Origin of the sequence: Sphingomonas sp. Leaf34 (genome assembly GCF_001421805.1) — a bacterium.
Taxonomy (GTDB): domain Bacteria; phylum Pseudomonadota; class Alphaproteobacteria; order Sphingomonadales; family Sphingomonadaceae; genus Sphingomonas.
On sequence record NZ_LMLC01000004.1, the window covers coordinates 607,591 to 630,400 of the forward strand.

Here is a 22,810-nt window from a genome sequence, read left to right on the forward strand (position 1 = left end):
AGACGATGCCGATGAATATCCTGACCCGCCGCAGCTTCGTCGCCGGCGCCGCTATCGCCGGACTCGCGCACCCGCTGCTGGCGCGGCGGCCTCGCGACGGAGCGATCGTCAACCCGCTGATCCGCCAGCGCGCCGATGCGCAGATCGCGCTTCAGGCCGACGGGCTCTACACGTTTACGGCGTCAGTGCCCGCCTATGACCGCGTCATCCTCCGGCGGGCGACGACCATCGCGGGGCTTGCCGATGCGCCGGAGACGGTGCTGTGGCGTCGGCCTGCATCCGGCAAGATGGCCGGCCACATCTGGGCGCCCGAGATCCACCAGATCGACGGTCGCTGGTATGTGTATGTCGCGGCGGGTGACGGCGACGATGTGTTCCGCATCCGCACCTATGTCCTGCAATGCGACGGGAACGACCCGGTGACGGGATCCTGGTCGGTGCTGGGTGAGCTTCAGACGCCGTGGGATACATTCACGCTCGATTCGACCACCTTCGTCAACCGCGGGACACGGTATCTCTGCTGGGCGCAGAAGGAGCCGGGGATCGACACGAACTCCAATCTCTATCTGGCGCCGCTGGCGACGCCCACGACGCTCGCTACCAAGCCTACCCGCTTGACGGTGCCGACGCTGCCCTGGGAAATCCAGGGTTTCAAGGTCGCCGAAGGCCCTGCACCGCTGATCCGCAACGGCCGCGTGTTCATGACCTATTCGGCGAGCGCGACCGACTCGCGATATTGCCTCGGGATGCTGACGGCCCGCGACGATGCCGATCTCCTGGATCCGGCCAGCTGGACCAAATCCCAGACACCGGTCTTCAAGACGTCACCCGAACGGCGGATCTACGGGCCTGGTCACAACAGCTTCACCGTGGATACGCGGGGGAATGATCTCCTGGTCTTCCACGCGCGCGATTACGACGCGATTACCGGCGACCCCCTATACGACCCAAACCGGCATACGCGTGTCCAGCGCTTCCGCTATCGCGCCGACGGCACCCCCGATTTTGGAGTGCCGGTCGGGAACGGGCCGCTATCGATCTGACGGCGTAGCGACTTCGGCGGTGGGACGCACCGCCTGTTTCGCCAGGATCGCAGGGTCGCTTGCCAAGGCGTGGAGATAGGCGTGACGCTCGGGCGAGCCCAGGCGTAATCGACCCAATCTCCCGCTTTGGTCACTGGTGAGCGTGAACCGGTGATAGCCGAGGCGTGTGAGACACAGTTCGGTCGCGGTCAGCATCACGCCCTGCGCCTCAGCCAGCTTCTTGGCAGGGCTTAGCCGTCGCGCCATCAGCGCCTGTTCCAGTGCCGGATCGCTGCCGGCGATCGATGCGTTGAGATTGCGTTCGGTAAATTGCTCGGCGGCGACGATAGCCTGCGTCGCAGGCTCCTTGGAGATGTCGGCATTGGCACCGAGCTTGCCGCACTCGACCGCGTCGGCCCGGTACTGCACGAGTGAAACGCCGGCCCGGCCCCAACTGATCACTGCCGCGTCTGCCGAAGCCGGTATGGCGACCGCAACAATGCTGAAAACCCAACGCCTGATCGTCATCGAAGACATGTGCCGTCATCCTTAGAAACCGCGGCGAATCTCACCAGGTCCTCGTAGGGGGTGAGCTCGCAGGGATTTGACCCACATTTGAAATAGCGCAAATTCCGGGTTTCAATAAGAGTGTCTATCGACATTCGTTGGGAATGCCTTGACCTGTTTCCCTAAGTCAGACAAATGGGATCAACGGTGAGTTCCACGGTAACAGCTGGGCCGCTTGCATTGGGAGAGGGGAAAATGATGAAGCGCTTCGCATTGTTTGTTTCGGCAGCACCATTCGCATTGATGACCACGGCGGCGTGGGGGCAGGCTGCGACGGTTGCGGAGCAGCAGCAGGCAGCCGCTCCGGACGCATCACTCGAAGAGCAGGCCCCCGTTGCGCAGGAACGCGCGACGAATGCAGCAAAGGGCAAGAGCCCCGGCACCGAAGCAACCCAAAATCTGCCCGTGGCTGACGATGTCGCGCAACCTGTCGATACTGGCCCGACCGCGTCGACGGACGATATCGTCGTCACCGGCTATCGCGCCAGCCTCGGCAGCGCGCAGGCGATCAAGCGAAACTCCGACGCGATTCTCGATGCCGTCGTTGCGCAGGATATCGGCAAGCTGCCCGACAATACCGCGGCCGAGTCGATCGCTCGTATCACTGGTGTCCAGGTCAATCGGTCCAGTGACGAAGTAAGCCAGGTGATCGTGCGCGGCCTTCCCGACGTCGCGACGACCTTCAACGGCCGTGACATCTTTACCGCTGAGGGACGGCGCTCGGCGCTGCAGGATTTCCCTGCCGGCGCCCTGGCCGGTCTCGAGGTTTACAAGTCGGGCACCGCCGACCTGCTCGAGCCGGGTCTTGCCGGCTTGATCAACGTGCGCTCGCGCCGCCCATTCGATTTCACCGAGAAGTTCGTCGTCGCGGGCGGGATCCGCGGGACCTATAACGACCAGAGCAAAAAATACGATCCATTGGGCAACATCCTGGTCAGCGCGCGTACGGACACCGGGATCGGCGAAGTCGGCGTGCTGATCAACGGGTCCTACGCCCAGTCGCAGTACCGGAACGCCGTGCGCTTCGCGAGCGGCTTTGTTCCGACGACGATACCCGACAACGTCACGGTGAGCCCGAATTCGGTCGGACGTGCCTTTCGCATTCCGGAACGGATCGGTGTCTATAACGATAGCGGAAAACGCTGGCGTCCCGCGGTCAATGCCAGCGCACAGTGGAAACCGGCGTCGAACCTCGAATTCTACTATGACTTCCTGTATCAGGGGTATCGCGGTCGCGGTGCCAACGACGAGTTTGAAGCGTCGCTTCTCAACAACAGCGCCGTGTTGTCGAACGTCGTCCTGCGCGAAGGGAAGTCGGACCAGGTCCAGACGCTGACCAAGACGGGCGGCGAACGCGGACAGGCATATCGCAGTACCAACAACAACAATACCGACACCTACCAGACGGCGGGCGGGTTCAAGTGGAATATCGGCCGCGCGCATATCTCGAGTGATCTCGCTTATACCCGCAGCCGTTACACCTCGAACGAATATAGCTTCGACATGGCGCAGACCACCGCGCCGACGATGGACGTGAATTTCTTCGTCGACGGCGGCACCGCGTTCAGCCTTCCCGGTTATGACCGCGACAATCCCGCCAATTACAAATGGCGCGGCTATTTCGAGAGCGTGTATCGGGTGAAGGGTGCCGGCTGGCAGTGGCGTGGCGACGTCGACCTCGACACCGACGTCTCCTTGTTCCCCAAGCTGCAATTCGGCGCACGATTCACGGATCGCGACGCGTCGCTCAAGCGTGGCAACCGGTATGCCTATACCGAGAACCTGAACATCCCGCTGGCCGACACGCCCGCGGGTGCGCTCGAACTCACGCAGGATGCGTTTCGCGGAAACACGCAAGGCTGGACGAGCTGGCTGATGCCGACCCGCGCCGGAATCGAAGGCAATGCCGCTGCACTGCGCCAGTTCTCGCTCGCCCAGCTTCAGAAGCTCGTCGCAGCCAATCCGAACGACGGCGGATATCGCGACGCCCTTCGCCTGTTCTCGACCGCGAACGTCCAGCTCGATCCGTTACAGGCGTTCCTTGCGAAAGAGCAGACTTACGCCTTCTACGGCCAGGCCAAATATGAATTCGATATCGGCTCGGTCGGGGTGGACGGTCTGCTCGGCGTCCGCGTCGTCAACACCGTCGGCAAGTATAGCGGCCAGGGGACGGTACCCGTCGTGGTCAATGGCGTCATTCAAACCGATGCCAACGGCAGTGTCGTCACGGCGACCCAGCCGGTCACGACCAATGCCAATTATGTCGACATCCTGCCGAACGCCAGTTTGCGCATTCGTCCAAACGACAAGCTGCAAATCCGTTTCGCATTCACCGAAACGCGCACCAAGCCGGAATTCGGCGCGCTCAATCCCGCAGTGACGTTGACACCCAACGTCTCGCCGACCGTGAACGCGGATGGTACGCCGGTCACGATCCTCAGCGATCCGCGGTTTGCCGCGAATCTTCAGGGTCGCCCGAACTATTATGGCAATGGCGGCAATCCGAACCTCGTTCCGCTCACATCGACAAACTATGATGCGACGATCGAATATTACTTCTCCAAGAATGCTTCGCTGACCGCATCCTTCTTCTATCGCGACCTCTTCGGCTTCCTGTCGGGATACACCCAGCGTTTTCAGGATCCGCTCTATGGCTTGATCGAGGTGAACGCCCAGGCCAATGCCGGGGCCGGCAAGATCAAGGGCGTCGAAGTCGGCGGGCAGACGTTCCTGGATTTCCTACCGGGACTGTTCAGCGGCTTCGGCGTGCAGGGAAATGTGACCTATCTCGACGGGAGTCAGCGATTCCCGGTAGATTTTAGCCCTGCGAACACGTCGCCGCCGTTTGTCGGCATTCCGGGGCTGTCGAAGTGGAGCTACAACGCGGCGCTATTCTACGAGAAGGACACGATATCGACCCGGTTGTCGTATAACGGCCGGTCGCGATACCTGAACGGCAACCAGATCGTCGATGGCGTGTATTTTGGCGAAGGTACGGAAAACGTGACCCGCCTCGACTTCTCGTTCAACTACACGCCCATAAAGGCCATCACCCTGACGTTCGATGCGGCCAATATCCTCGCGAAGCCGTTTCGGAATTACGCACAATATGGCGATGACCGGTCCTACCCCCGCGATGTACGTGACGAAGGACGGTATTTAGGCGTAGGCGCACGGTTCCGCCTCTAGCCCGCCTGATGCGGCGGATGGTGGAATACCATCCGCCGAGATGCGGTCTACTGGGCCGATGAGGGAGTCGAACTATGCGCTTCGTGCTACGTTGCTTGGCCATCTCCGGGATACTGGGTTTGCCGGCTGCCGCCGATGCCCGCGACCTGTGGACCAAACAGGCTGCCAACGCCTGGTATGCCCGCCAGCCCTGGCCCGTCGGGGCGAACTACGCGCCCGCGACCGCGATCAACCAGCTGGAGATGTGGCAGGCCGCGACGTTCGATCCTGGTACGATCGACAAGGAATTGGGGTGGGCCGAAGGGCTCGGCATGAACACGATGCGCGTGTTCGTCCACAATCTGCTCTGGGAGGAGGATCCCGAGGGGTTGAAACAGAGGATGGACGCGTTCCTGGCGATCGCGGCGCGCCATCATATCCGGCCGGTGTTCGTGCTGTTCGACAGCTGCTGGGATCCCCACCCGGTCTCTGGGCCACAGCATCCGCCGATACCCGGCGTGCATAATTCGGGCTGGGTGCAGGGACCCGGCGCCGCACGGCTCGCCGACCGGGCGGGCCATCCGAAGCTTATGGCCTATGTCAAAGACATCGTCGGCCGGTTCGCCAAGGACGATCGCGTGCTGGCATGGGACGTATGGAACGAGCCGAATAACGAGGGTGGCGGGAATTACGCGCCGACGCCGGGCAAGAAGGCGCTGGTTGCCGAGCTGATCGCGCAGGCGTTCACCGCGGCCCGTTCGGCGGATCCGGACCAGCCGCTGACCAGCGGGCTGTGGATCGGCGACGATTGGGACAAGCCGGCGACGCTCGATCCCGTCGAGCGCATCCAGGTCGCGAATTCGGACGTCATGAGTTTCCACGACTATAGTTGGCCCGAAAAGTTCGAGGCCCGGGCACGGCAGATGCTCAGCTATGGTCGCCCGGTTTTCTGCACCGAATATATGGCGCGGGGGGCAGGGTCGACCTTCGATGGTTCGCTGCCGATCGGTAAGCGGCTGAATATCGGCATGGTCAATTGGGGCTTCGTCGACGGCAAAACGCAGACTCGGTTGCCATGGGACAGCTGGAAGAAGCCCTATACCTCCGACGAGCCTACGGTGTGGTTTCACGAGGTGTTACGTGCCGACGGCACGCCCTATCGCGCTGCCGAAGCAACGCTGATCCGCGTACTGACAAAGCCGGCCAGTGCCGGGCGAGGTCGAGCCCGGACAGCGAATGACGGGCAATAGCAAGGCGCGTCGGTCAAGCGTCCGGAACGGAGAACGCCGTAATCAGCGGGGCCGGTATCTTCCATTGTCCTACAGCCGTCCATGGCTGAACTCCGTCGACCGGAGTGCGACATGGCATTGCGCGGCGATCGAGATCGCGTGGTTCGCGCCGCAACCTTAACAAGTTACGGCGCGCCCGGTTACGCCGGCTGACCGTTGCCGCCGGTCGATCCAAAGATCTGGCCGGTCGAATAGCTCAGCGACGGATCGGCTGCGGCAACGTACAGCGCCGCAATCTCGGCAGGTTGACCCGCCCGAGCCATGGGCGAGTCCCCGCCAAAGCTCCGTAGCTTCTCGGGCGTCGCCCCGCCGCTGACCTGCAGCGGCGTCCAGAACGGACCGGGCGCGACCGCGTTCACGCGGATACCGCGGGACGCGACCTGCTTGGCCATGCTCTTGGTGAAATTGAGCACCGCGGCACGCGTGAGGGCATAGTCCACGATATCGGGCGAAGGATTTCCCGCCTGCTCGGAGGACGTGTTGACGATCACCGCGCCCGCGCTCATGCGCTCGAGCGCCGCCTTTGTCAGCCAGAACGGCGCGTAGACGTTGGTTTTCATGGTATCGTCGAAGTCCTGGCTCGAGATATCCGCGATACCGGGACGCGTCTGCTGACGCGCTGCATTGTTGATCAGGATATCGAGCCCGCCGAGCTGCTCGCTCGCCTGCTGCACCAGTCGGCGGCAAAAGCGTTCGTCTCGCAGATCGCCCGGGATGGCGACCGCCTTGCGGCCCTCGGCGCGGATCAGCGCAACGACCTCGCGGGCGTCGGGTTCTTCGGCGGGCAGGTAGTTGATCGCGACATCTGCCCCCTCTCGCGCATAGGCGATCGCCGCCGCGCGACCGATGCCGCTGTCTCCGCCGGTTATCAGCGCCTTCTTGCCCAGGAGCTTGCCCGAGCCCTTGTAGCTCGTCTCGCCGTGATCCGGCCGCGGGGTCATCTTCGACGCTAGTCCTGGCCAAGGCTGGCGCTGTACGGGGTAGGGAGGCTTGGGATAAGCGGCGGCGGCGGGTGTCGTCGCGGCATTACTGCCACCGTTTGGCTTCGCCGCGCTTGAGGCCGTCGCGGTGATCGCGCCGGCGGCAATCGCTGCCCCCGTCACGAAGGTGCGGCGTGTGGTATCGGTCATTGTCCTAGCTCCCGGAATGATCAAAACTCCAAGCGCTAAACGATTGCTTCTGTTCCAAAACAGGTCGTCACACCGTCCCAGTCGTTCGGCGCTGTCAGGCGTCGCTGTTTACGCATGACGACCGTCCCGAACGCCGCTATCGGGCAAGGATGGCGGAGCCTCGTGGCTGATCCCATCCCCGGCAGGCCGCGCATGTGGGCGGGGAGGGGGTAGCCTAACTGGCGGCGGGACCTAAAGAAGCATCATGGCTGGCCTGATCAATCGCTTTATACCGGCTAAACGCTGGACACCGTCACGGTACAGAGCGTTGCTGCGCGCGCGAGGTCCGCGATCGACGCAGTTTCGGACGCGCGTGGCGATCCTGACGGGTGCGATCCTCATAGGCATCGTCGCGACCCTGTTCGCGGAGGCTGCCGACTGGGCAGGCGCGGTCTTCGGCCGTTTTGCCGCGACCTGGCACTGGCTGCCGCTGATCTCGACGCCGCTCATCTTCATGGGACTGGTCTGGATGACCCGTCGCTATGCGCCGCTCGCGCGGGGATCCGGTATTCCCCAGGTCATTGCGGCGCAGGGCAATCCGAACGACGCCACCGGAACGCTGATTTCGATCCGGACGGTCGCGGCAAAGGCGGTGCTGACCATCGGCGCAGTGCTGGGCGGTGCATCGGTCGGCCGGGAAGGGCCGACCGTCCAAGTGGCGGCCGCGGTCATGGGGGTGACGCACCGAATCGTCCGCGTGCCGTTGCGCGGTGGCGTTGTGATCGCCGGCGGTGCGGCGGGCGTGGCAGCCGCCTTCAACACGCCGCTTGCCGGGCTGCTGTTCGCGATCGAGGAACTCGCCTCCGCGTATGAGCAGCGCGTGACGCTGCTCGTCCTCGCCGCGATCGTTATCGCCGGGATGGTCGCGCAGTCGGTGCAGGGCGACTATATCTACTTCGGGGCGATCGGCGCGCATATGCCGCTGCTGTCCGCGCTGATCGTCGCCCCGGTCGCCGGAGTCGCGGGTGGCATGACGGGCGGGCTCTTCTCGCGCGTTCTGCTGGCGATGGCGGTCAGCCGCAATCGGCTGACGGGGTGGGCCCGTGCGCATCCCGTGGCGTTCGCCGGCATTTGCGGGGGTGTCGTCGCGGTGCTGGGCGTCGTGACCGGGCTGACTTGGGGAACCGGCTATGCGTCCGCGCGCGCGATGATCGTCGGCGTGGATGCCCCGCTCTGGTTTGGGCCGGCCAAGCTGATCGCCACGGCCGCGACCGCGATCGCCGGCCTCCCGGGCGGGATCTTCGCGCCGTCGCTCGCCGTCGGCGCCGGCGTCGGCAACCTGCTGCGCGAGGTATTTCCCGGCGAGCCGGCGAGTGCGATCGTGATCCTCGGTATGGTCGCCTATTTTGCAGGGGTCGTCCGCGCGCCGCTGACCGCGGTCATCATCCTGTCGGAGACGACCGCCAGCCGGGGCCTGATGCTGCCGATGTTCGCAACGGCTTTCATCGCCGATGCCGCCAGCCAGTGGGTGTGCCGCGAAAAGTTGTACCACGGCCTGTCGAAGACCTTTTCGATGACATAAACGAGCAGATCCGCCTGAGTCTGCAGGAACCCGTCGCACGCGCCCGCACGTGGCATGGCCACGATAGACGGTCATGAGATACGCGTGCTGCGACGGCGCTGCCTTTGGAGGTGGCCAGCGCGGTGGCGCTGTCGACCGTGCCGGCCCGCCCATCGCTGGCTTTGACGCCCGTCGTCGGTTCAGACGCCCGTCGCTGATCCCGACGTTTGCAAACGCAAGCGGTGCAGGCGGCGGCAGGGGGGCGAGCCTGCCTTGCCAAGCTTCTGGAGCGAGGCCAATGTTGCGCGAACGATGGAGAGGCCAGCTATGTCCGACGAGTACGCGCGCGGGCGACGGGATGGATTGCGTCTGGCGCTCTCGATCCTGGAGGCAGAAGAGACGAAGTGGGAGGCGCTGCTCGGTGAGAGCGCATCATGGCGAACCAACGCAACGCGCGCGATCCGCCACAAGGCATATCAGGTAGCGCGCAAGCGTGTGCAGACCGTGTTAAACCGATTATTGCCAACGTCGCAGTCCGAGCTGCCGATCGAGGTCGCAACGATGATCGATCGAGCCGGATTTTAGCGGATGCCTCTCGCAAGCCCTACTCTCGGGTTTCGACAGCGACCGGGACCGTGCCCCTAAAATCCGACCTGCCTGGCCCCTTGGTGTCGAGAGGCGGCAAACCGCATTGGAACGACCAGACATTGTTCCCCCCATAAAGGACAGAATGGCAATTTCATCCCAGCCGCTAAGCCACTCGAATGCTAAGGGACATTGCGTTGTCCCGGTTGCCCGCTAGGCTTGGACGGGTTTGGTTGGCTGGTTTTTAACCCCGGGGGAAGTATGGCAAGGCAGGCCTCGAGGGGCATCGTCGAGCGCATGTTTGCGCGCAAATCGATCGCGCAGGTTCAGCGCGAAACCGCCGCAAGTGAACTGAAGCGAACGCTCGGCAAATGGAACCTGCTGATGCTCGGCATCGGGTGTATCATCGGCGCGGGCATCTTTGTGCGGACCGGCTCTGCGGCCGCGCTCCATGCAGGTCCTGCGGTGCTGCTGTCGTTCGTGGTGGCCGGTATGGTCTGCGCGTTTGCCGGCCTGTGCTACGCCGAATTGTCGTCGACACTGCCAGTGTCCGGCTCGGCCTATACCTATGGTTATACGACGTTGGGCGAATTCGTCGCGTGGACGATGGGCGCGCTGCTGCTGCTCGAATACGGGCTGGCCGCGTCGGTGGTGGCGGTCGGCTGGTCGGGCTACGTCATCAGCCTGTTGGGCGATTTCGGCATCCATATTCCCCCGCAGTTCACCGGGCCGGCCGGGTATCCTCTGATCCGCGGCGGCGTGCCGGTTGTCGTCGATGGTCGGCCGGTGACGACGATCTTCAACCTGCCGGCCTTCCTGATATGTCTGGCGCTCGCCGCGCTGCTGGTGCGGGGCGTGGCGGAATCGGCGAAGGTGAACACCATCATCGTCGCGATCAAGGTCGGCGTGCTGGTCGCCTTCATCGCGGTCGGCGGCGTGATCGTGCTGTCGCATCTGAACGAACTGGTCGCGCGCAACTGGACGCCGTTCATTCCCGCCAATCAGGGCGCCGGCAAGTTCGGCGTCGACGGCGTCATGCGCGCCGCATCGATCGTGTTCTTCGCCTATGTCGGGTTCGAGGCGATATCGACCGCGGGGCAGGAGGCCAAGGACCCCAAGAAGGACATGCCGTTCGGGATCATCGGCGCGCTGATCGTGTGCACGGTGATCTACATGCTCGTCGCGGCGATCATGACGTTGCTGGTGCCCTATACCGCGCTCAATGTTCCCGATCCGGTCGCAGTGGTGGTCGACAGTTTCGGCCCCGCCTGGGGGTGGCTGGCCAAGCTCATCAAGATCGGTGCGATCATCGGGCTGACCTCGGTGGTGCTGGTGCTGATGTATGGCCAGACGCGGATCTTCTACACGATGGCGCGCGACGGCCTGCTGCCACGCGTGTTCGCGACCGTGCACCCGACGTTCAAGACACCGTATGTCAACACCGTGCTGGTCGGCGTCGTCACGGCAGTGGCGGCGGGATTCTTCGACATCAACGTGCTGGGGGACATGACCTCGGTCGGCACGCTCGCGGCGTTCTCGATCGTCTGCCTGTCGGTCATCTACCTGCGCCGCGCTGCGCCCGACCTGCCGCGCGGGTTCTCCGTACCGCTCTATCCGGCAGTGCCTCTCCTGGGCATTGCGTCGTGCGTCTATCTCATCACGACGGTGCCGATGAAGGTCTTGATGTTTTTCGCCTGGTACATGGTCGGCGGTATCCTGCTCTATTTCGTCTATGGCATCCGTCACTCGCACCTGCAGCGGGGTGAGCCGCAGGACGATGCGCCGGATATGGGGGAATATGTGGCGCCCGTTGGCGAGCAGCCCTAGGCGCCGCCAGATAAAGGACCGTTCGAAGCCGGGATCGCGGCGAGAGGGCGTCGATGGCCGGTTCTGCGCTGTCCGATTGCGCTCTGCCGGTTCAAACGCTTGATACCGGAACGGATCGGTGCCGCCGGTCTGGAAAAAGGCGCTCGCGCCACCGTCGGCCGTGGATGGGACGGCGTTGGGGCCATGCACGTGCCCCTTATCGCGTTCTGACTGTCACACAGGGTTAAGATCGCTGCCGTAGCGCGCTGGCCTATGATCCATGGAATTCCCAAACTCTGGTCGCGAAGCATGGTTGCGCGGCTGATGGTGCCGGTCGCCATCATGCTAGGACTGGTCTGCGTGCTCGGCTCGATCGGGCTGGGAACGCGCAGTCGCGTCCAGACTGCGCGCGATGCCGCCAATGCGGCGCAGGTCGTGCGGATCCACCTGGTCGAAGTGCGCTCGCTCAGTCGCTCGCTCCAGCGCGATGCGCTCAATCTGCTGCTCGAGCGCGATCCGCGCGAACGAGCGATCATCCACCGTAAATTTTCTACGCGTTCGGACCAGATGCGCCTGCAACTCGCGCAACTCGTTGGTACTCCCGCGGCTCGGTTGACCCCGCACAGTCGCTACATCGAGAGTCAAGCGGTCGTCCTAGACCGCCTGGCGATCGTGGCCGCGGCGGCGAGCAATGGAGGGCAGGCACGCGCATGGGCGATCTTCCGCCGCGACGTCCGCCCGAACGAACGGATTGCCTCAACGATCGCCGATACGCTGATCGGCGCCCAGGAAGCGCGGGTCGAACGCCTGTTCCGCCATGCCTACGACCTCGAACGGCAGGAGGTGACGATCAGCGTCCTCGCAAGCCTCGTGCTGTTCTCGCTCGCCGCCTGCGGTACGGTCCTGATCGTCCAGCGCACGATCATCCGCCCGTTGCTGCAGATCGAGCGAACGATGGCGGCGATCGCCGGCGGCAACGCCAAGGGCCGAACGCCGCATGCCGGACGGCGCGACGAGATCGGCCGGATGGCGCGCGCGATCGAAGTCTTTCGCGCCTCGGTGGTCGAACGCGAACACCTGCACGCCGAAGCAGGTCGCCAGCAAATCGCCGAGGTCCAGCGCGAACGGCAGGTCGAGATCAGGCGCCGGTCGTTCGAAGACGCCGAGGCCGAGCGCAACCGTATCGTGCGACAGGCGGCAACGATGCTGGAAGACGAGATCGCCGATGTGCTCGCAGGCCTGCGCGGATCGGCGCACCAGCTCACGGTGACGTCGGGCGACCTCGAGGATCACTCGACCGCAGCGACGCGCGAACTCGGCGACGTCGGCGTTGCGGTACGGCGGGCGCTTGACGGCGCGACCGATATCGCCGCCGCGACGACGCAGTTCATGGGCGCGATCCGGCAGTCGAGCGACAGCACAAGGCGGACCGCCGATCTCAGCGCACAGGCGGCGGACCGTGCGGCGGAACTCGCGCGCGACATGGCCGGCGTGCAGGACGATGCGCGTGCGATCGGCGCGATCGTCGGGCTGATCGGCAGCATCGCCGCGCGCACCAAGCTGCTTGCGCTGAACGCCGCGATGGAAGCGGCGCGGGTTGGCGACGCGGGCAAGGGGTTCGCGGTCGTCGCAGGCGAGGTACGGATGCTGGCGACGCAGACCGCGGATGCTACCGACGAGATTGCGCGCCAGATCGCCGGCATGCAGCGCGGCACGCACGCCGCGTCCACCGGGTTGACGCAAATCCGCGGGCTGGTGGACGAGATGGCGCGCGGCGCCGATGCTCTGGCGTCGAGCATCGATGAACAGGCGCAAAGCGGCCAGACGATCAACCGCAACGTCGATGGCGCTGCCGACGATCTCGATCTCATCGGCCGCCTCGTTACCGAGGTCTCGGTTGCGACCAGAGGCACTGCCGGCATGGCGTCGCTAGTCCGCAGCGACTCGCGACGGGTCGAGGATGGCGCATCCTCGATCGATGGGGCGCTGTCCCGCTTCTTCGGTCAGCTTCACCTGGCCTGAAACGCGGTCGCTGGCGCGTGTCTCAGCCTGGATCGCTGCGGCGGGGGCGGCGGGATTAGTGTCGCTGCGCGGTCACGCCGTGCCGCCGCGTGCCGGATGCGCCTATCGGTACGATCGGGGGTCGGCGGCTTGCAGTTCGACGACACGTCGTTCCAATCGTTCGGCAAGCGAATCGCGGACCGGATCGCCGACCCGCAGCTTTCGCCACGTATTGTAGCTAATGCCATAGCGCATCATGAGCGCCGAGCCGGTCTCGTCGCGCATGTCGGCCAGCATCTGGCTGACGATATGCGCGGGCACGGGGCGCATGGCGATACGGGGTTTTCGCATTCGTGTACCTCCTGCAAAGGGTCGATAACGCTCAGAACGAGACGCGAACGCCGAGCGTGGCATAGCGGCCGATCGGGTCATAGGCGCTGCTCGCCGCGGTGGTGAACGTCGTCACCGGCGGTGGCGACAGCGGCGGATCGCGGTCGAACAGATTGGCGATCGACAGATACACCTGCTGCTTCCCCCCGCCGATCCGCAGATTATAGGTGCCGGTCAGGTTGGTGTAGAACACCGCGGGCGTCGTGTTGTCGTTGATGTCGACGCCCTCGACCCGCGTGGCATCGAGCTTGGCCGCGCTGATGAAGCGTTCCTGCACGAACAGCGAGAACGCCTCGTTCGACCAGGTTGCCTGCAGGATGCCGCTCCATTTCGGCGTGGTCGTCTCGCCCAGCGCCTCGCGCACCGCGGAGCCCGGCGTCTCCGAATTATTCTGCGTCGCGTGGTTGCCGACGAGCCGCAGGTTCAGGTCGCCGCCGGCGACTTCGGTCTTGTAGCCGAGTTCGAAATCGATGCCGGCGACGGTCTGCTGCGCCAGATTGAGGTTGGGGCGCAGGATGCTGAGCGAGCCCGAGGGCAGGACGGTGATGTTGGCGCACTGGGTCTGGTTGCCCGCGGCGCATTCGTCGACCACGCGCTGCTCGGCCAGTGTGCTGATCGCGTCCTTCAGCGTGATCTTGTAATAGTCGACCGAGGCCTGGAACCCGCGCAGCCAGCCGGGCTGGTACACGCCGCCGAAGGTGATCGTGCGGGCGCGTTCGGGCTTCAGATCGCGGTTGCCGGTCGCAAAATTGACCTGGGGCGTGGTCACGCCGTTGAACACGACGTTGCCGTTCAGCTGCGTCGCGGGGTTGAACAGTTCGAGCAGGTTGGGCGCGCGAATGTCCTGCGACCAGGTGCCGCGGAAGCGCAGGTCGTCGACCAGCTGCCAGCTGGCGCCCAGCTTCCACGTCGTGACCCCGCCCGACGTGCTGTAGTCCGCGTGACGGATGGCGCCGTTCAGGTCGAGCGACTGCGCGATCGCGCTGTCCTTGAGCACCGGCACCGCGACCTCGAGATAGCCCTCGCGGATGTCGTATTCGCCGGAGAACGGCAGCGGGTTGAAGAAGCGATACGGTCCCTGCCGCCCGGACAGCGCCGAGGGGCCGCCGCGGATGCCGGTGAAGTCGATCCGCGTCGGGGACAGCGCATCGGTGGTCTGGCGCGCGGTCTCCTTGCGATATTCGACGCCAGCCGCGACCGCGATCGGCCCTGCCAGCTCGATGCTGTCGCCCAGATCGCCGCGGATATTGGCGGACACCACCTGCTGGCGCAGACGCAGGTTCAGCACATTGTCGCCGGTGACATAGTCGGTGATCGCCTGGTTCGACGCTTGCGGGCCGAACAGGTTGCGCGGCGTGCAGCCGGGATCGAGCCCGGCTAGCGTCGAGCGGCACACGATCTGGCCGGCCGAGTTTCGCACCGCGTCGGCCGAGGCATAGAGGTTGCGCGCAACCGTCAGGTTGTTCGACCGCAATTCCTGGTCCGACTGACCGAAATTATACGAGGCGTCGTATTTCCACGGACCGCCGAGATCGCCGCGGACGCCGACCGATGCGTGATAGACGTCGATCGTCGATTCATTCTCGACCAGCGGCAATTCGCTTTCGAACCGGCCGAGCTGGAACGACTGGACGTTCGCCGCGACCATACGCGCCAGGATGTTGGCGGGGAGGTACGCGTTGTCGCGATAGATGGTGTAGGCGGCATTGGAGCCGACATTCTGGCTGACGAACGCGCCCTGGTTGGTATGGCTGCGCGCATACAACCCCTCGACGAACACCGTTGCGACCGGGGCGATCTCGAATTCGGTGCGTGCAAACGCGTTGTAGCGTTCCTGCGTCGGCTGCAGCCCGATATTGGCGCGCGCGCCGTCACCCCCGCTCTGGAACGCGGTACCGGTGATCGTGCCATAGTCAAACGGCGCCGAGCCGCCGCCGGCGAGGAACTGCGTCCCGCGGAGCGGACCCGCGCTGATCAGACCGCCGATCGTGCCGAGCGAACTGCGGATCGACGGAATGATCAGGTTCGTCGGCCGCGCGCCGGATACCGGGTTCACGATCTGCCCGGCATTGTCGTCGAACCAGTCCCGCCCGGTGTCCTGGTCGGCGCGAAGGCCCTTCTGGTAGAAATAGTCCACCCCCGCGACGAAGCGCAGCCGGTCGTCCATGCCCGACGTGCCGAACGCCAGCGATCCGCCGGCGGACGGCAGGTCGCCATGCGTCGAGACGCCACCCAGCGCCTCCGCCTTGAACCCCTTCAGCTTGGTGTCGAGCACGAAATTGACGACGCCGGCGACCGCGTCCGATCCATAGGCGGCGGATGCGCCGCCGGTGACAACGTCGACGCGGCTGACCAACCCTTGCGGAATGATGTTGATATCGACCGATCCGCCACTGTTGGTTGCGGGCAGGCGGCGACCGTCGAGCAGGACCAGCGTGCGCTGTGCGCCGAGGCCGCGCAGGTTGAGCAGGTTCTGCCCGCTGCTGCCGCCGCGGCTGTTGGTGGTCGATGGACTGGACGTCTTGGTGCTGCCGTTGAAGGCTGGCAGCTGGTTCAGGCCGTCCGCGAGGTTGGTCGGCGCGGATTCGCGCAGCTGCTCCGAACTCGCCATCGTCACCGGAGTGGGGGTCTTAAAGCCAGTGGCGACGCGGCTGCCAGTGACCACGATGTCGCCGCCTGGGTCGCTCGCGGGCGCATTGCTTTCGGCGGACTTGAGATCGCCCGTGGGTGTTTCGGGATCTGCCGGCGGGGTGGTCGCAGGTGCGTTCGGCATCGCCGAGGCGTCCTGCGCGCCGGGCGTCGGCACCTGTTGGGCGGCGGCCGGCGTCGCCAGCATCATCGCGAGCGGCACCATGGCAGCCCCGCACGCGAGCATCGTCTTCCTGGTGTTCCAGGTCATCGTCTCTCTCCCAAATGTTCGTTTCTTGTTGTTTTTTTTGTAGGTCTTAGGTCGTCGGTCGTAAGGTTTCGGGGCGGGTGATCGTCGGCGGCGCGGGGCCGGGATCAGCCATGCGCCTCCGCGTGCCGGTTGACCCGGCTGCCGATGAGCAACGCGAGCAGCGAGAGCAGCGCGGCCGCGGCACACCATGCGCCGGGGATCGCCTTGTCCCCGGTCGCGCCGATCAGGGCGGTGCTGATCGCGGGCGTGAAGCCGCCGAAGATTGCGGTCGCCATGCTGTAGGCGAGGCTGAAGCCGACGGTGCGGACGTGTGCCGGGATCGCCTCGGTTAGGTAGACGATGAACGCGCCGTTATAGGTGGCGTAGATCGTGGCAAGTAGGAGTTCGACGGCCAGCAGCTTGCCGAAGCTCGGGCTCGCCACGAGCCAGCTCATCAGCGGATAGGCAAGCACGACGCCGAGCACACTGGCGGTGATCAGCAGCGGGCGGCGGCCGACCTTGTCCGATAGCGCCCCCATGACCGGGAGCAGGATGAAGTTGGTGAGGCCGACACAGGCGGTGACGAACAGCGCCTCGCCCGGACCCAGGTTCAGCACCTTGCTGCCGAAAGTCGGCGTGTAGGCGGTGATCATGTAGAAGAAGACGGTCGTCATCACCGCCATCAGCGCGCCCTGCAGGACGATCCCCCAATTGGCCCCGATGATCCGCACGATCTCGCCGATTTTCGGATGCTCCTTGCGGTTCAGGAAGGCATCGGTTTCCTCGACGTGACGGCGGATGATGAACAGGAAGGGGATCATCACGCAGCCGATGATGAAGGGAATGCGCCAGCCCCAGGCCTGCATAGTCTCGGGCGACAGGCTGGTCGACACGAGCAGGCCAATCAGCGCGGCGAACACCACGGCCGCCTGCTGGCTGGCGGACTGCCACGACGTGTAGAAGCCCTTGCGGTGCGGCGGTGCGATCTCGTTGAGATACACCGAAACGCCGCCGACCTCGACGCCCGCGGACAGGCCCTGCACGAGCCGCCCGGCGAGGATGATAAGCGGCGCGGCGAGGCCGATCTGGTCGTAGGTAGGGGTGATCGCGATGGCGAGCGTCCCCAGCGCCATCAGACCGAGCGTCAGCAGCAGCCCCTTGCGACGGCCATGATGATCGACATAGGCGCCCAGCACCAGGGCGCCGACGGGCCGCATCAGGAAGCCCGCGCCGAACGTCATCAGCGTCAGCAGCAGTGATACGAACTCGCTACCGGTCGGAAAAAAAGCCTTCGATATGTAGGTGGCGTAATAGCCGAACACCATGAAATCGAACATCTCGAGGAAGTTGCCGCTGGCGACGATGAAGATCGACTTGAAGGCCGATTTCTTGGTCGCCGCTGTGGCAGCGTCGCCGGACGGCATCGCGCGGGCGGGGAGGGTGTCGGCGGTCATGGGCGTGCCTTTCGCGGCGCCGGCTCGAGCCCGCTTGCGCGGATCGCGGCGTCGGCTGAGGGGGAGGAGAGATAGGTGAGAAGCGCGCGCGCCTCGCGCAAACGCGGCGAATAGGCGACGATGCCGCCCGAGAAGACGGTGACCTTTTGCAGGCTGTCGGGCAGCAGGCCGACGATGCGGATCCCCTTGACCGGCTGCAGTTCGGACAATTGCTGGAAGCCGATCTCGGCATCGCCGCGCGCGACGATCTCGCCGACCGGGGTCGCGGGAATCATCCTGCCCTTTGGCGTCACCTGATCGGCGATGCCCAGGCGCGCGAGCATCGATGTCTGGATATAGACCCCGCTCGCGCTGTCCGACCACGCGACCGATTTCGCCGCGATCAGCGTCGCACGCAGCGCGTCGGGCGTCGAGATGTCGGGAACGGCCGCGCCGGCGCGAACCGCCACCGCGATCTTCGACAGGCCGAGATCGATCTCGGTCCCGCGGGCGACCTTGCCGTCGGCGACCAGTCGGTCGAGCCCCGAGCGCGCGAGGATGACCACGTCGGCGGCCTCGCCGCGTGCGAGCCGCGCGGGGATCGCGTTCGGCGTCTCGCCCATCGACGGCCCGTGGCCAGTGACGATACGCGTCCCGGTCTCGGCGGTGTACCGCGTCGCCAGCGTATCGAATGCAGCGTTGAAACCACCCGAGGTGACGACGTTAAGCTCGGACGTGGCGGCTGGACGGGCGGGTGGCAGCGACTGGCAACCGACCATCAGCGGCGCGACCACGCCTGCGATCAACGCGCCAAACGTCGAACGACGCGTGATCATAGCCGTCATTCTCACGCGTTCTGGTCCGGTTGCCGATCCATCGTCGTCCTGCTCCTCGATTGGCATCACCTCTTTGGGCGATCGCTGCGTCGCGACGTCGGGCAAGACGTCGCGGCCGTTTGACGATAGAAGCGGTTCGCGACCGATCTAACAATTGCAACGATCGGAGCGTTTGATGCGTGCGGCGCATGAAAGGGGCGGGGTGCGGCTGTTTCGTCAGCTCTATGTGCAGATGATCCTTGGCATCGTGCTGGGGACGATCGTCGGCCATGTCTGGCCCACGATCGGCGTCGAGCTTGCCCCGCTCGGTATCGCGTTCGTCAAGGCGATGCGGATGATGGTGCCGCCGATCCTGTTCTGCACGATCGTCGACGGCATCGTGCTGCACGGCGGCGCCCGCCGGACCGGTTCGACCATCGCGCGCGCGATCCTGGTGTTTATCGGCATCACGATCGCCGCGCTTCTCGCGGGGGCGGTGGTCGCCAGCCTCATGCGTCCAGGGGCGGGGTTGCGCATGCCGACATTGCCGGCCGGAATCGACCTCGATCGACAGCTCGGTGCGCGGCATATCACCGGGCCGGGCGACTTCCTGTTGCGGATGGTGCCGGACACCTTCTTCTCCGCCTTCACCGCGGGCGACGTGCCGCCGGTGCTGTTCATCGCCGGGCTCGTCGGGTTCGGGTTGATCCGGATCGGTCGAGCGGGTGAGCCGATCGCACGGGCCATTCGCGGGCTGACGCAGTTGCAGTTCGCGATCTTTGGCTTTCTCATCCGCGCCGCGCCGATCGGTGCGTTCGGGGCGGTCGCGTTTACCGTCGGCGCCTATGGCATCGGTTTCATCGGCTCGCTGGGACTGCTCGTCGCGACGCTGGCGGTGGCGTGTGCTACGCTTGTCGCGCTCCTCTTGGGGGCCGTGCGCGCCGCGACCAGCATGTCGCCGATCCGGATCCTGCGCCATTTCCGTGACGAACTGGTCATCGTGCTAGGCACGTCGTCGAGCGAAGTCGTATTACCGCGGCTGATGACCAAGCTGGAAGCGCTGGGTGTGCCGCCGGCGGTCGTCGGGCTGATCGTGCCGCTTGGCTACACGCTTAACCTCGCCGGCACCGCAGTCTATCTGGTGGTCGCGACTCTGTTCCTGTCCGAGGCGCTAGACATAGCGCTGCCCCCCGACCGGCTCGCGCTGTACCTCGTCGTCATGCTCGCGACGTCGAAGACCGCGGCGGGGGTGACGGGCAGCGGGTTTTCCGCCTTGCTGCTAACGCTGTCGCTGCTGCCCGACGTGCCCGTCGGCGCGGCGGCGATGCTGATCGCGGTCGACCGCATCCTGTCGACCATCCGCGCGCTGACCAGCGGGCTCGCCAACATCAGCGCGACGTTGCTTGTCGCGCGCTGGGACGGCGCGGTGCTCGTCATGCCGTCGCCCACGCCGCGGTCAGCAACGTGACGAGCCGGGCGGCGGCCGGCGAGATCGGTGCGGCCGGACGCTTCAGCAGCCCGATCGTCCGCGCGATCACCGGCGCCCCGAGCGGCCGCCAGACCAGATCGCGAGCCTCGGGTCCTTCGCATGCCAGACGCGGCAGGACCGATGGCCCAAGCCCCGCATCGACCAGCGCCAGCGCCGACGTCAGTCGCGTCACCTCATAGAACCAGGTCAGGGTGATGCCCGCTGCGGCAAGCCCCGCCTCCAGCGTCGTCCGGTTGCCGCTCGCGCGGTGGATCGTCACCAACCGCTTGCCGACCAGATCCGCCCAAGAGACATCGGGCATGGTCGCCAGCGGATCGTCCTTGCGACAGATCAACCCGTACGGATCGTCGTGGAGCGGGGTGTATGATAGGTCGGAATCCGCCGCGACCGGCAGCGACAGCCCGAACTCCGCCTCGCCCGTCCGGACCGCTTCGGCGCACTCGGACGCCGAGCGGTCGAGGATGCGGACGCGGGTATTGCGGTAATCCTCGGCGAAGCGTTGCAGCACCTGCGGCAGGAAGCGCACCGTGGCGCTCGGCACGCTCGCCAGCGTGATCCGCCCCGCCTGCCGTTCGCCCTGCGCCATCAGCCCGACGAGCGACCCGTCAATCTCGTCGAGCACGCGTCGGATCAGCGGTACGACCTGCTGCCCCGCGGGCGTCAGCCGGACGCTCCGCGTGCTGCGCTCGATCAGGCGCGTGCCAATCACCTGTTCGAGCTTCTGGATGCGCCGGCTGAGCGCTGGTTGCGACAGGTTGAGCTGCTGCGCCGCACGATGAAAGCTGCGTCCGTCTGACACCGCGATGAGCGCGCGCAGGTCGAGAAGCTCGCAGTTCATCGGTCGAGAAGCTCGCAGTTCATCGTCAGCATGGCATGACCATTCGTCCTCGATCCCGTGCGCCGGTCCCATTAATACCCACAGCCATTGCGGACATCCCGCGGCCGAAGCGCAATCCCTATTTTGTGCCATGACCCGTTTCAAAAGAAACTGCGCCCTGTTTCTGTGCTGCGTGGCAAGAGCCGAAGCGCATTTTCAGACCACCCAAGGCGCGTGACATCGGGTTTTGGCGCATCGTGGGGAGACGCGGCGCAGTGGACGGACGCCGGTGGTCGTCGGGATGCCGTCGTCGACGACACCGCCGCCGCGGTCCGACGACTGGCGCAGCGTTTGCTACGCTGCCGATCATCGTTGACGGCGGGCGGGCCAAGCAGCGGCTGGGTCCGCGGCGAAGCGCTGGTCTTCGACGATACGACCGAGCACGAGGCGAACAACGGCAGCCTTCAGCCGCGCGTCGTCCTCACCGGCGATGCTTGGCATCACGGTACGATAACAGTGGACCGCTGGGCATTCACGATATTGGTCGCAGCAGTTGTGCCCTCGAGCGTCGGCTTCCAATCGACCGTCCGTCCGGGGAGGGGGCTGGCGTTGGCGGCACGATCGCTGTTTGGAAAGTGGGCAAGAGGGCACTTGGCCATGGGCGCGACGGGCGTCGGCAAGGTGCTGCCGCGTCCGGGGGCGGGGGCGGGGAGGCGTGGCGGCCGTTCGTGATCACTAGGTAGCATTGCTGTCTTAGCAAGTCGGCCAGACCATAGTAGTCGGACTGAGCCATGGTTGGGTCAGCGCGCCTTGCTCCAAAAGCTGCCGAACGCTAGGCGGAACGCATCGGCTTCGCGGCCTGCCAAGGCCCGGGATCCACCGGCATGCAACACGAAGTGTTCAGGTTCTTCGGCTTACCATCTGCCGGTCGCCGAAGAACACTACTCAAGGACGATCGATGCGCGCGCCCCTGTTTCTCCGCTTGTTTCTTTCCGGTTTAGCGGCAGCCACCCTTATTCCGGCACCGGCGGCCGCAACGTCCCCCGAACTCATCGGGCTTGAGCGCGCGCTGAGCAAGCTGGTTGCCGAACGGCCCGGCGACTATGGCATCGCGGCGCTCGACCTTCGCGATGGCTCGGCGGTTTCGATCAACGGCGACACGCCTTTCCCGATGGCAAGCACGGTCAAGATCGCCATTGCCGCTGCCTATCTCGCCGAGGTCGATCAAGGCCGACGCGGCCTCGGCGACATGATTGCTGGCCGACCCGCGGCGAAAGTCATGGCGCTGATGATTATCCGCAGCGACAATCAGGCCACCGACCAGTTGCTTGCCGCGCTTGGTGGCCCCGTCGCGGTCCAGCAATGGCTGTCGTCGCACAACATACCGGGCATCCGGATGGATCGCACGATAGCCCAGTTGCTGCGCGAGCGCGGCCACCTTGCCGACAGCCGGGACGTCTCGACACCGGTCGCCATGGTCACGCTGTTGAACAAGCTCGACAACGGTACCGTTCTGACGGCGCAAAGCCGCGCGCTTCTGCTTGACCTGATGGGCCGATGCGCGACAGGCACGCGGCGGATTCGGGCGCTGCTCCCCGCGGGAACCCGGGTGGAGGACAAGACCGGGACGCTCGATGGTATCACCAACGATGTCGGGTTCATTACCATGCCCGACGGCCGGCGCGTGGCAGTTGCCGTATTCGCACGCGGCGGACGCGATCGCCAGCCTGTCATCGCCGAGGTCGCACGCGTAATCTACGACCGGTTTGCGGATAGCGTCCGCAATGCCGTCGCGGTGTTCATGCAAATGCGGTAACCAGCGGTTAGCGGCGCGGCGGTCGCCGATAGCCCGCTGGGTTTTCATGTGGAACGGGGCGGCG

17 protein-coding genes are annotated in these 22,810 nt (G+C 65.2%); 10 read left to right on the plus strand and 7 right to left on the minus strand.

Annotated features, from left to right (window positions below; translation table 11 throughout):
* Nucleotides 1-11: 11 nt before the first annotated feature.
* A complete protein-coding gene (locus tag ASF00_RS14230) occupies nt 12-1,043 on the plus strand; it encodes a glycoside hydrolase family 43 protein (RefSeq protein WP_235525847.1) in 1,032 nt (343 codons plus the stop codon).
* On the opposite strand, the gene ASF00_RS14235 is transcribed toward ASF00_RS14230, so the two are convergent.
* On the minus strand, nt 1,032-1,559 hold the full coding sequence (locus ASF00_RS14235; protein ID WP_156348362.1) for a hypothetical protein: 528 nt from the start codon (nt 1,557-1,559) through the stop codon (nt 1,032-1,034). The two genes, ASF00_RS14230 and ASF00_RS14235, sit on opposite strands and share 12 nt — an antisense overlap.
* A 225-nt stretch (nt 1,560-1,784) precedes the next feature.
* Between ASF00_RS14235 and ASF00_RS14240 the strand changes: the two genes are divergently transcribed.
* Together ASF00_RS14240 and ASF00_RS14245 are read left to right on the plus strand one after the other, a co-directional pair.
* Nucleotides 1,785-4,778, plus strand: a complete 2,994-nt coding sequence (locus ASF00_RS14240) for a TonB-dependent receptor (protein WP_235525849.1) — start codon at nt 1,785-1,787, stop codon at nt 4,776-4,778.
* 74 nt (nt 4,779-4,852) lie between these two features.
* Entirely contained in the window at nt 4,853-6,007 is a 1,155-nt protein-coding gene (locus ASF00_RS14245) for a cellulase family glycosylhydrolase (protein WP_055880360.1), read from the plus strand.
* 179 nt (nt 6,008-6,186) lie between these two features.
* Here ASF00_RS14245 and ASF00_RS14250 read toward each other — a convergent pair whose 3' ends face one another.
* Complete coding sequence (locus ASF00_RS14250) at nt 6,187-7,176, minus strand: SDR family oxidoreductase (protein WP_055880362.1); 990 nt, start codon at nt 7,174-7,176, stop codon at nt 6,187-6,189.
* Between the two features lie 244 nt (nt 7,177-7,420).
* Here ASF00_RS14250 and ASF00_RS14255 point away from each other — a divergent pair, with 244 nt between their 5' ends.
* The 4 genes from ASF00_RS14255 to ASF00_RS14270 all read left to right on the plus strand — a co-directional run bounded on the left by ASF00_RS14255 (nt 7,421) and on the right by ASF00_RS14270 (nt 13,129).
* On the plus strand, nt 7,421-8,737 hold the full coding sequence (locus tag ASF00_RS14255; protein WP_055880364.1) for a chloride channel protein: 1,317 nt from the start codon (nt 7,421-7,423) through the stop codon (nt 8,735-8,737).
* Between the two features lie 306 nt (nt 8,738-9,043).
* Nucleotides 9,044-9,301 (plus strand): hypothetical protein, encoded by a 258-nt coding sequence (locus ASF00_RS14260; protein ID WP_055880366.1) that lies wholly within the window; start codon nt 9,044-9,046, stop codon nt 9,299-9,301.
* A gap of 297 nt (nt 9,302-9,598) precedes the next feature.
* The gene (locus ASF00_RS14265; protein WP_235525854.1) at nt 9,599-11,128 is read left to right on the plus strand and encodes an amino acid permease; all 1,530 of its coding nucleotides are present in this window, start codon (nt 9,599-9,601) and stop codon (nt 11,126-11,128) included.
* Nucleotides 11,129-11,380: 252 nt separating this feature from the next.
* Nucleotides 11,381-13,129, plus strand: a complete 1,749-nt coding sequence (locus ASF00_RS14270; RefSeq protein WP_082463444.1) for a methyl-accepting chemotaxis protein — start codon at nt 11,381-11,383, stop codon at nt 13,127-13,129.
* Between the two features lie 102 nt (nt 13,130-13,231).
* Here ASF00_RS14270 and ASF00_RS14275 read toward each other — a convergent pair whose 3' ends face one another.
* From ASF00_RS14275 to ASF00_RS14290, 4 genes are all read right to left on the minus strand, one after another.
* Nucleotides 13,232-13,459, minus strand: coding sequence for a hypothetical protein (locus ASF00_RS14275; RefSeq protein ID WP_156348363.1), 228 nt, complete (start codon nt 13,457-13,459; stop codon nt 13,232-13,234).
* Between the two features lie 31 nt (nt 13,460-13,490).
* Entirely contained in the window at nt 13,491-16,397 is a 2,907-nt protein-coding gene (locus ASF00_RS14280) for a TonB-dependent receptor plug domain-containing protein (protein WP_162233593.1), read from the minus strand.
* Between the two features lie 104 nt (nt 16,398-16,501).
* On the minus strand, nt 16,502-17,830 hold the full coding sequence (locus ASF00_RS14285) for an MFS transporter (RefSeq protein WP_235525856.1): 1,329 nt from the start codon (nt 17,828-17,830) through the stop codon (nt 16,502-16,504).
* Nucleotides 17,827-18,654 carry a substrate-binding domain-containing protein gene (locus ASF00_RS14290; protein WP_235525858.1) on the minus strand — a complete coding sequence of 276 codons (828 nt, stop codon included), beginning with the start codon at nt 18,652-18,654 and terminating at the stop codon, nt 17,827-17,829. Before ASF00_RS14290 ends, ASF00_RS14285 begins: the two co-directional genes overlap by 4 nt.
* A 193-nt stretch (nt 18,655-18,847) precedes the next feature.
* Between ASF00_RS14290 and ASF00_RS14295 the strand changes: the two genes are divergently transcribed.
* A complete protein-coding gene (locus ASF00_RS14295) occupies nt 18,848-20,092 on the plus strand; it encodes a cation:dicarboxylate symporter family transporter (RefSeq protein ID WP_162233594.1) in 1,245 nt (414 codons plus the stop codon).
* Here the strand turns inward: ASF00_RS14295 and ASF00_RS14300 are convergent.
* Entirely contained in the window at nt 20,058-20,951 is an 894-nt protein-coding gene (locus ASF00_RS14300) for a LysR family transcriptional regulator (RefSeq protein WP_055880381.1), read from the minus strand. The two genes, ASF00_RS14295 and ASF00_RS14300, sit on opposite strands and share 35 nt — an antisense overlap.
* 213 nt (nt 20,952-21,164) lie before the next feature.
* On the opposite strand from ASF00_RS14300, the gene ASF00_RS18110 reads away from it, so the two are divergent.
* Complete coding sequence (locus ASF00_RS18110; RefSeq protein WP_162233595.1) at nt 21,165-21,662, plus strand: aspartyl/asparaginyl beta-hydroxylase domain-containing protein; 498 nt, start codon at nt 21,165-21,167, stop codon at nt 21,660-21,662.
* A 226-nt stretch (nt 21,663-21,888) separates the two neighbouring features.
* A complete protein-coding gene (locus ASF00_RS14310; protein WP_082463447.1) occupies nt 21,889-22,746 on the plus strand; it encodes a serine hydrolase in 858 nt (285 codons plus the stop codon).
* Nucleotides 22,747-22,810: the final 64 nt, after the last annotated feature.

What these genes read in the sequence shown, in the direction of transcription:
- ASF00_RS14255 (WP_055880364.1), top strand. Translation starts at nt 7,421, where the DNA reads ATGGCTGGCCTGATCAATCGCTTTATACCGGCTAAACGCTGGACACCG.
- ASF00_RS14300 (WP_055880381.1), bottom strand. Translation starts at nt 20,951, where the DNA reads ATGAACTGCGAGCTTCTCGACCTGCGCGCGCTCATCGCGGTGTCAGAC.
- ASF00_RS14280 (WP_162233593.1), bottom strand. Translation starts at nt 16,397, where the DNA reads ATGACCTGGAACACCAGGAAGACGATGCTCGCGTGCGGGGCTGCCATG.
- ASF00_RS14250 (WP_055880362.1), bottom strand. Translation starts at nt 7,176, where the DNA reads ATGACCGATACCACACGCCGCACCTTCGTGACGGGGGCAGCGATTGCC.
- ASF00_RS14275 (WP_156348363.1), bottom strand. Translation starts at nt 13,459, where the DNA reads ATGCGAAAACCCCGTATCGCCATGCGCCCCGTGCCCGCGCATATCGTC.
- ASF00_RS14235 (WP_156348362.1), bottom strand. Translation starts at nt 1,559, where the DNA reads ATGTCTTCGATGACGATCAGGCGTTGGGTTTTCAGCATTGTTGCGGTC.
- ASF00_RS14270 (WP_082463444.1), top strand. Translation starts at nt 11,381, where the DNA reads ATGATCCATGGAATTCCCAAACTCTGGTCGCGAAGCATGGTTGCGCGG.
- ASF00_RS14240 (WP_235525849.1), top strand. Translation starts at nt 1,785, where the DNA reads ATGATGAAGCGCTTCGCATTGTTTGTTTCGGCAGCACCATTCGCATTG.
- ASF00_RS14265 (WP_235525854.1), top strand. Translation starts at nt 9,599, where the DNA reads ATGTTTGCGCGCAAATCGATCGCGCAGGTTCAGCGCGAAACCGCCGCA.
- ASF00_RS14285 (WP_235525856.1), bottom strand. Translation starts at nt 17,830, where the DNA reads ATGACCGCCGACACCCTCCCCGCCCGCGCGATGCCGTCCGGCGACGCT.
- ASF00_RS14230 (WP_235525847.1), top strand. Translation starts at nt 12, where the DNA reads ATGAATATCCTGACCCGCCGCAGCTTCGTCGCCGGCGCCGCTATCGCC.
- ASF00_RS14290 (WP_235525858.1), bottom strand. Translation starts at nt 18,654, where the DNA reads ATGACGGCTATGATCACGCGTCGTTCGACGTTTGGCGCGTTGATCGCA.
- ASF00_RS14310 (WP_082463447.1), top strand. Translation starts at nt 21,889, where the DNA reads ATGCGCGCGCCCCTGTTTCTCCGCTTGTTTCTTTCCGGTTTAGCGGCA.
- ASF00_RS14260 (WP_055880366.1), top strand. Translation starts at nt 9,044, where the DNA reads ATGTCCGACGAGTACGCGCGCGGGCGACGGGATGGATTGCGTCTGGCG.
- ASF00_RS14245 (WP_055880360.1), top strand. Translation starts at nt 4,853, where the DNA reads ATGCGCTTCGTGCTACGTTGCTTGGCCATCTCCGGGATACTGGGTTTG.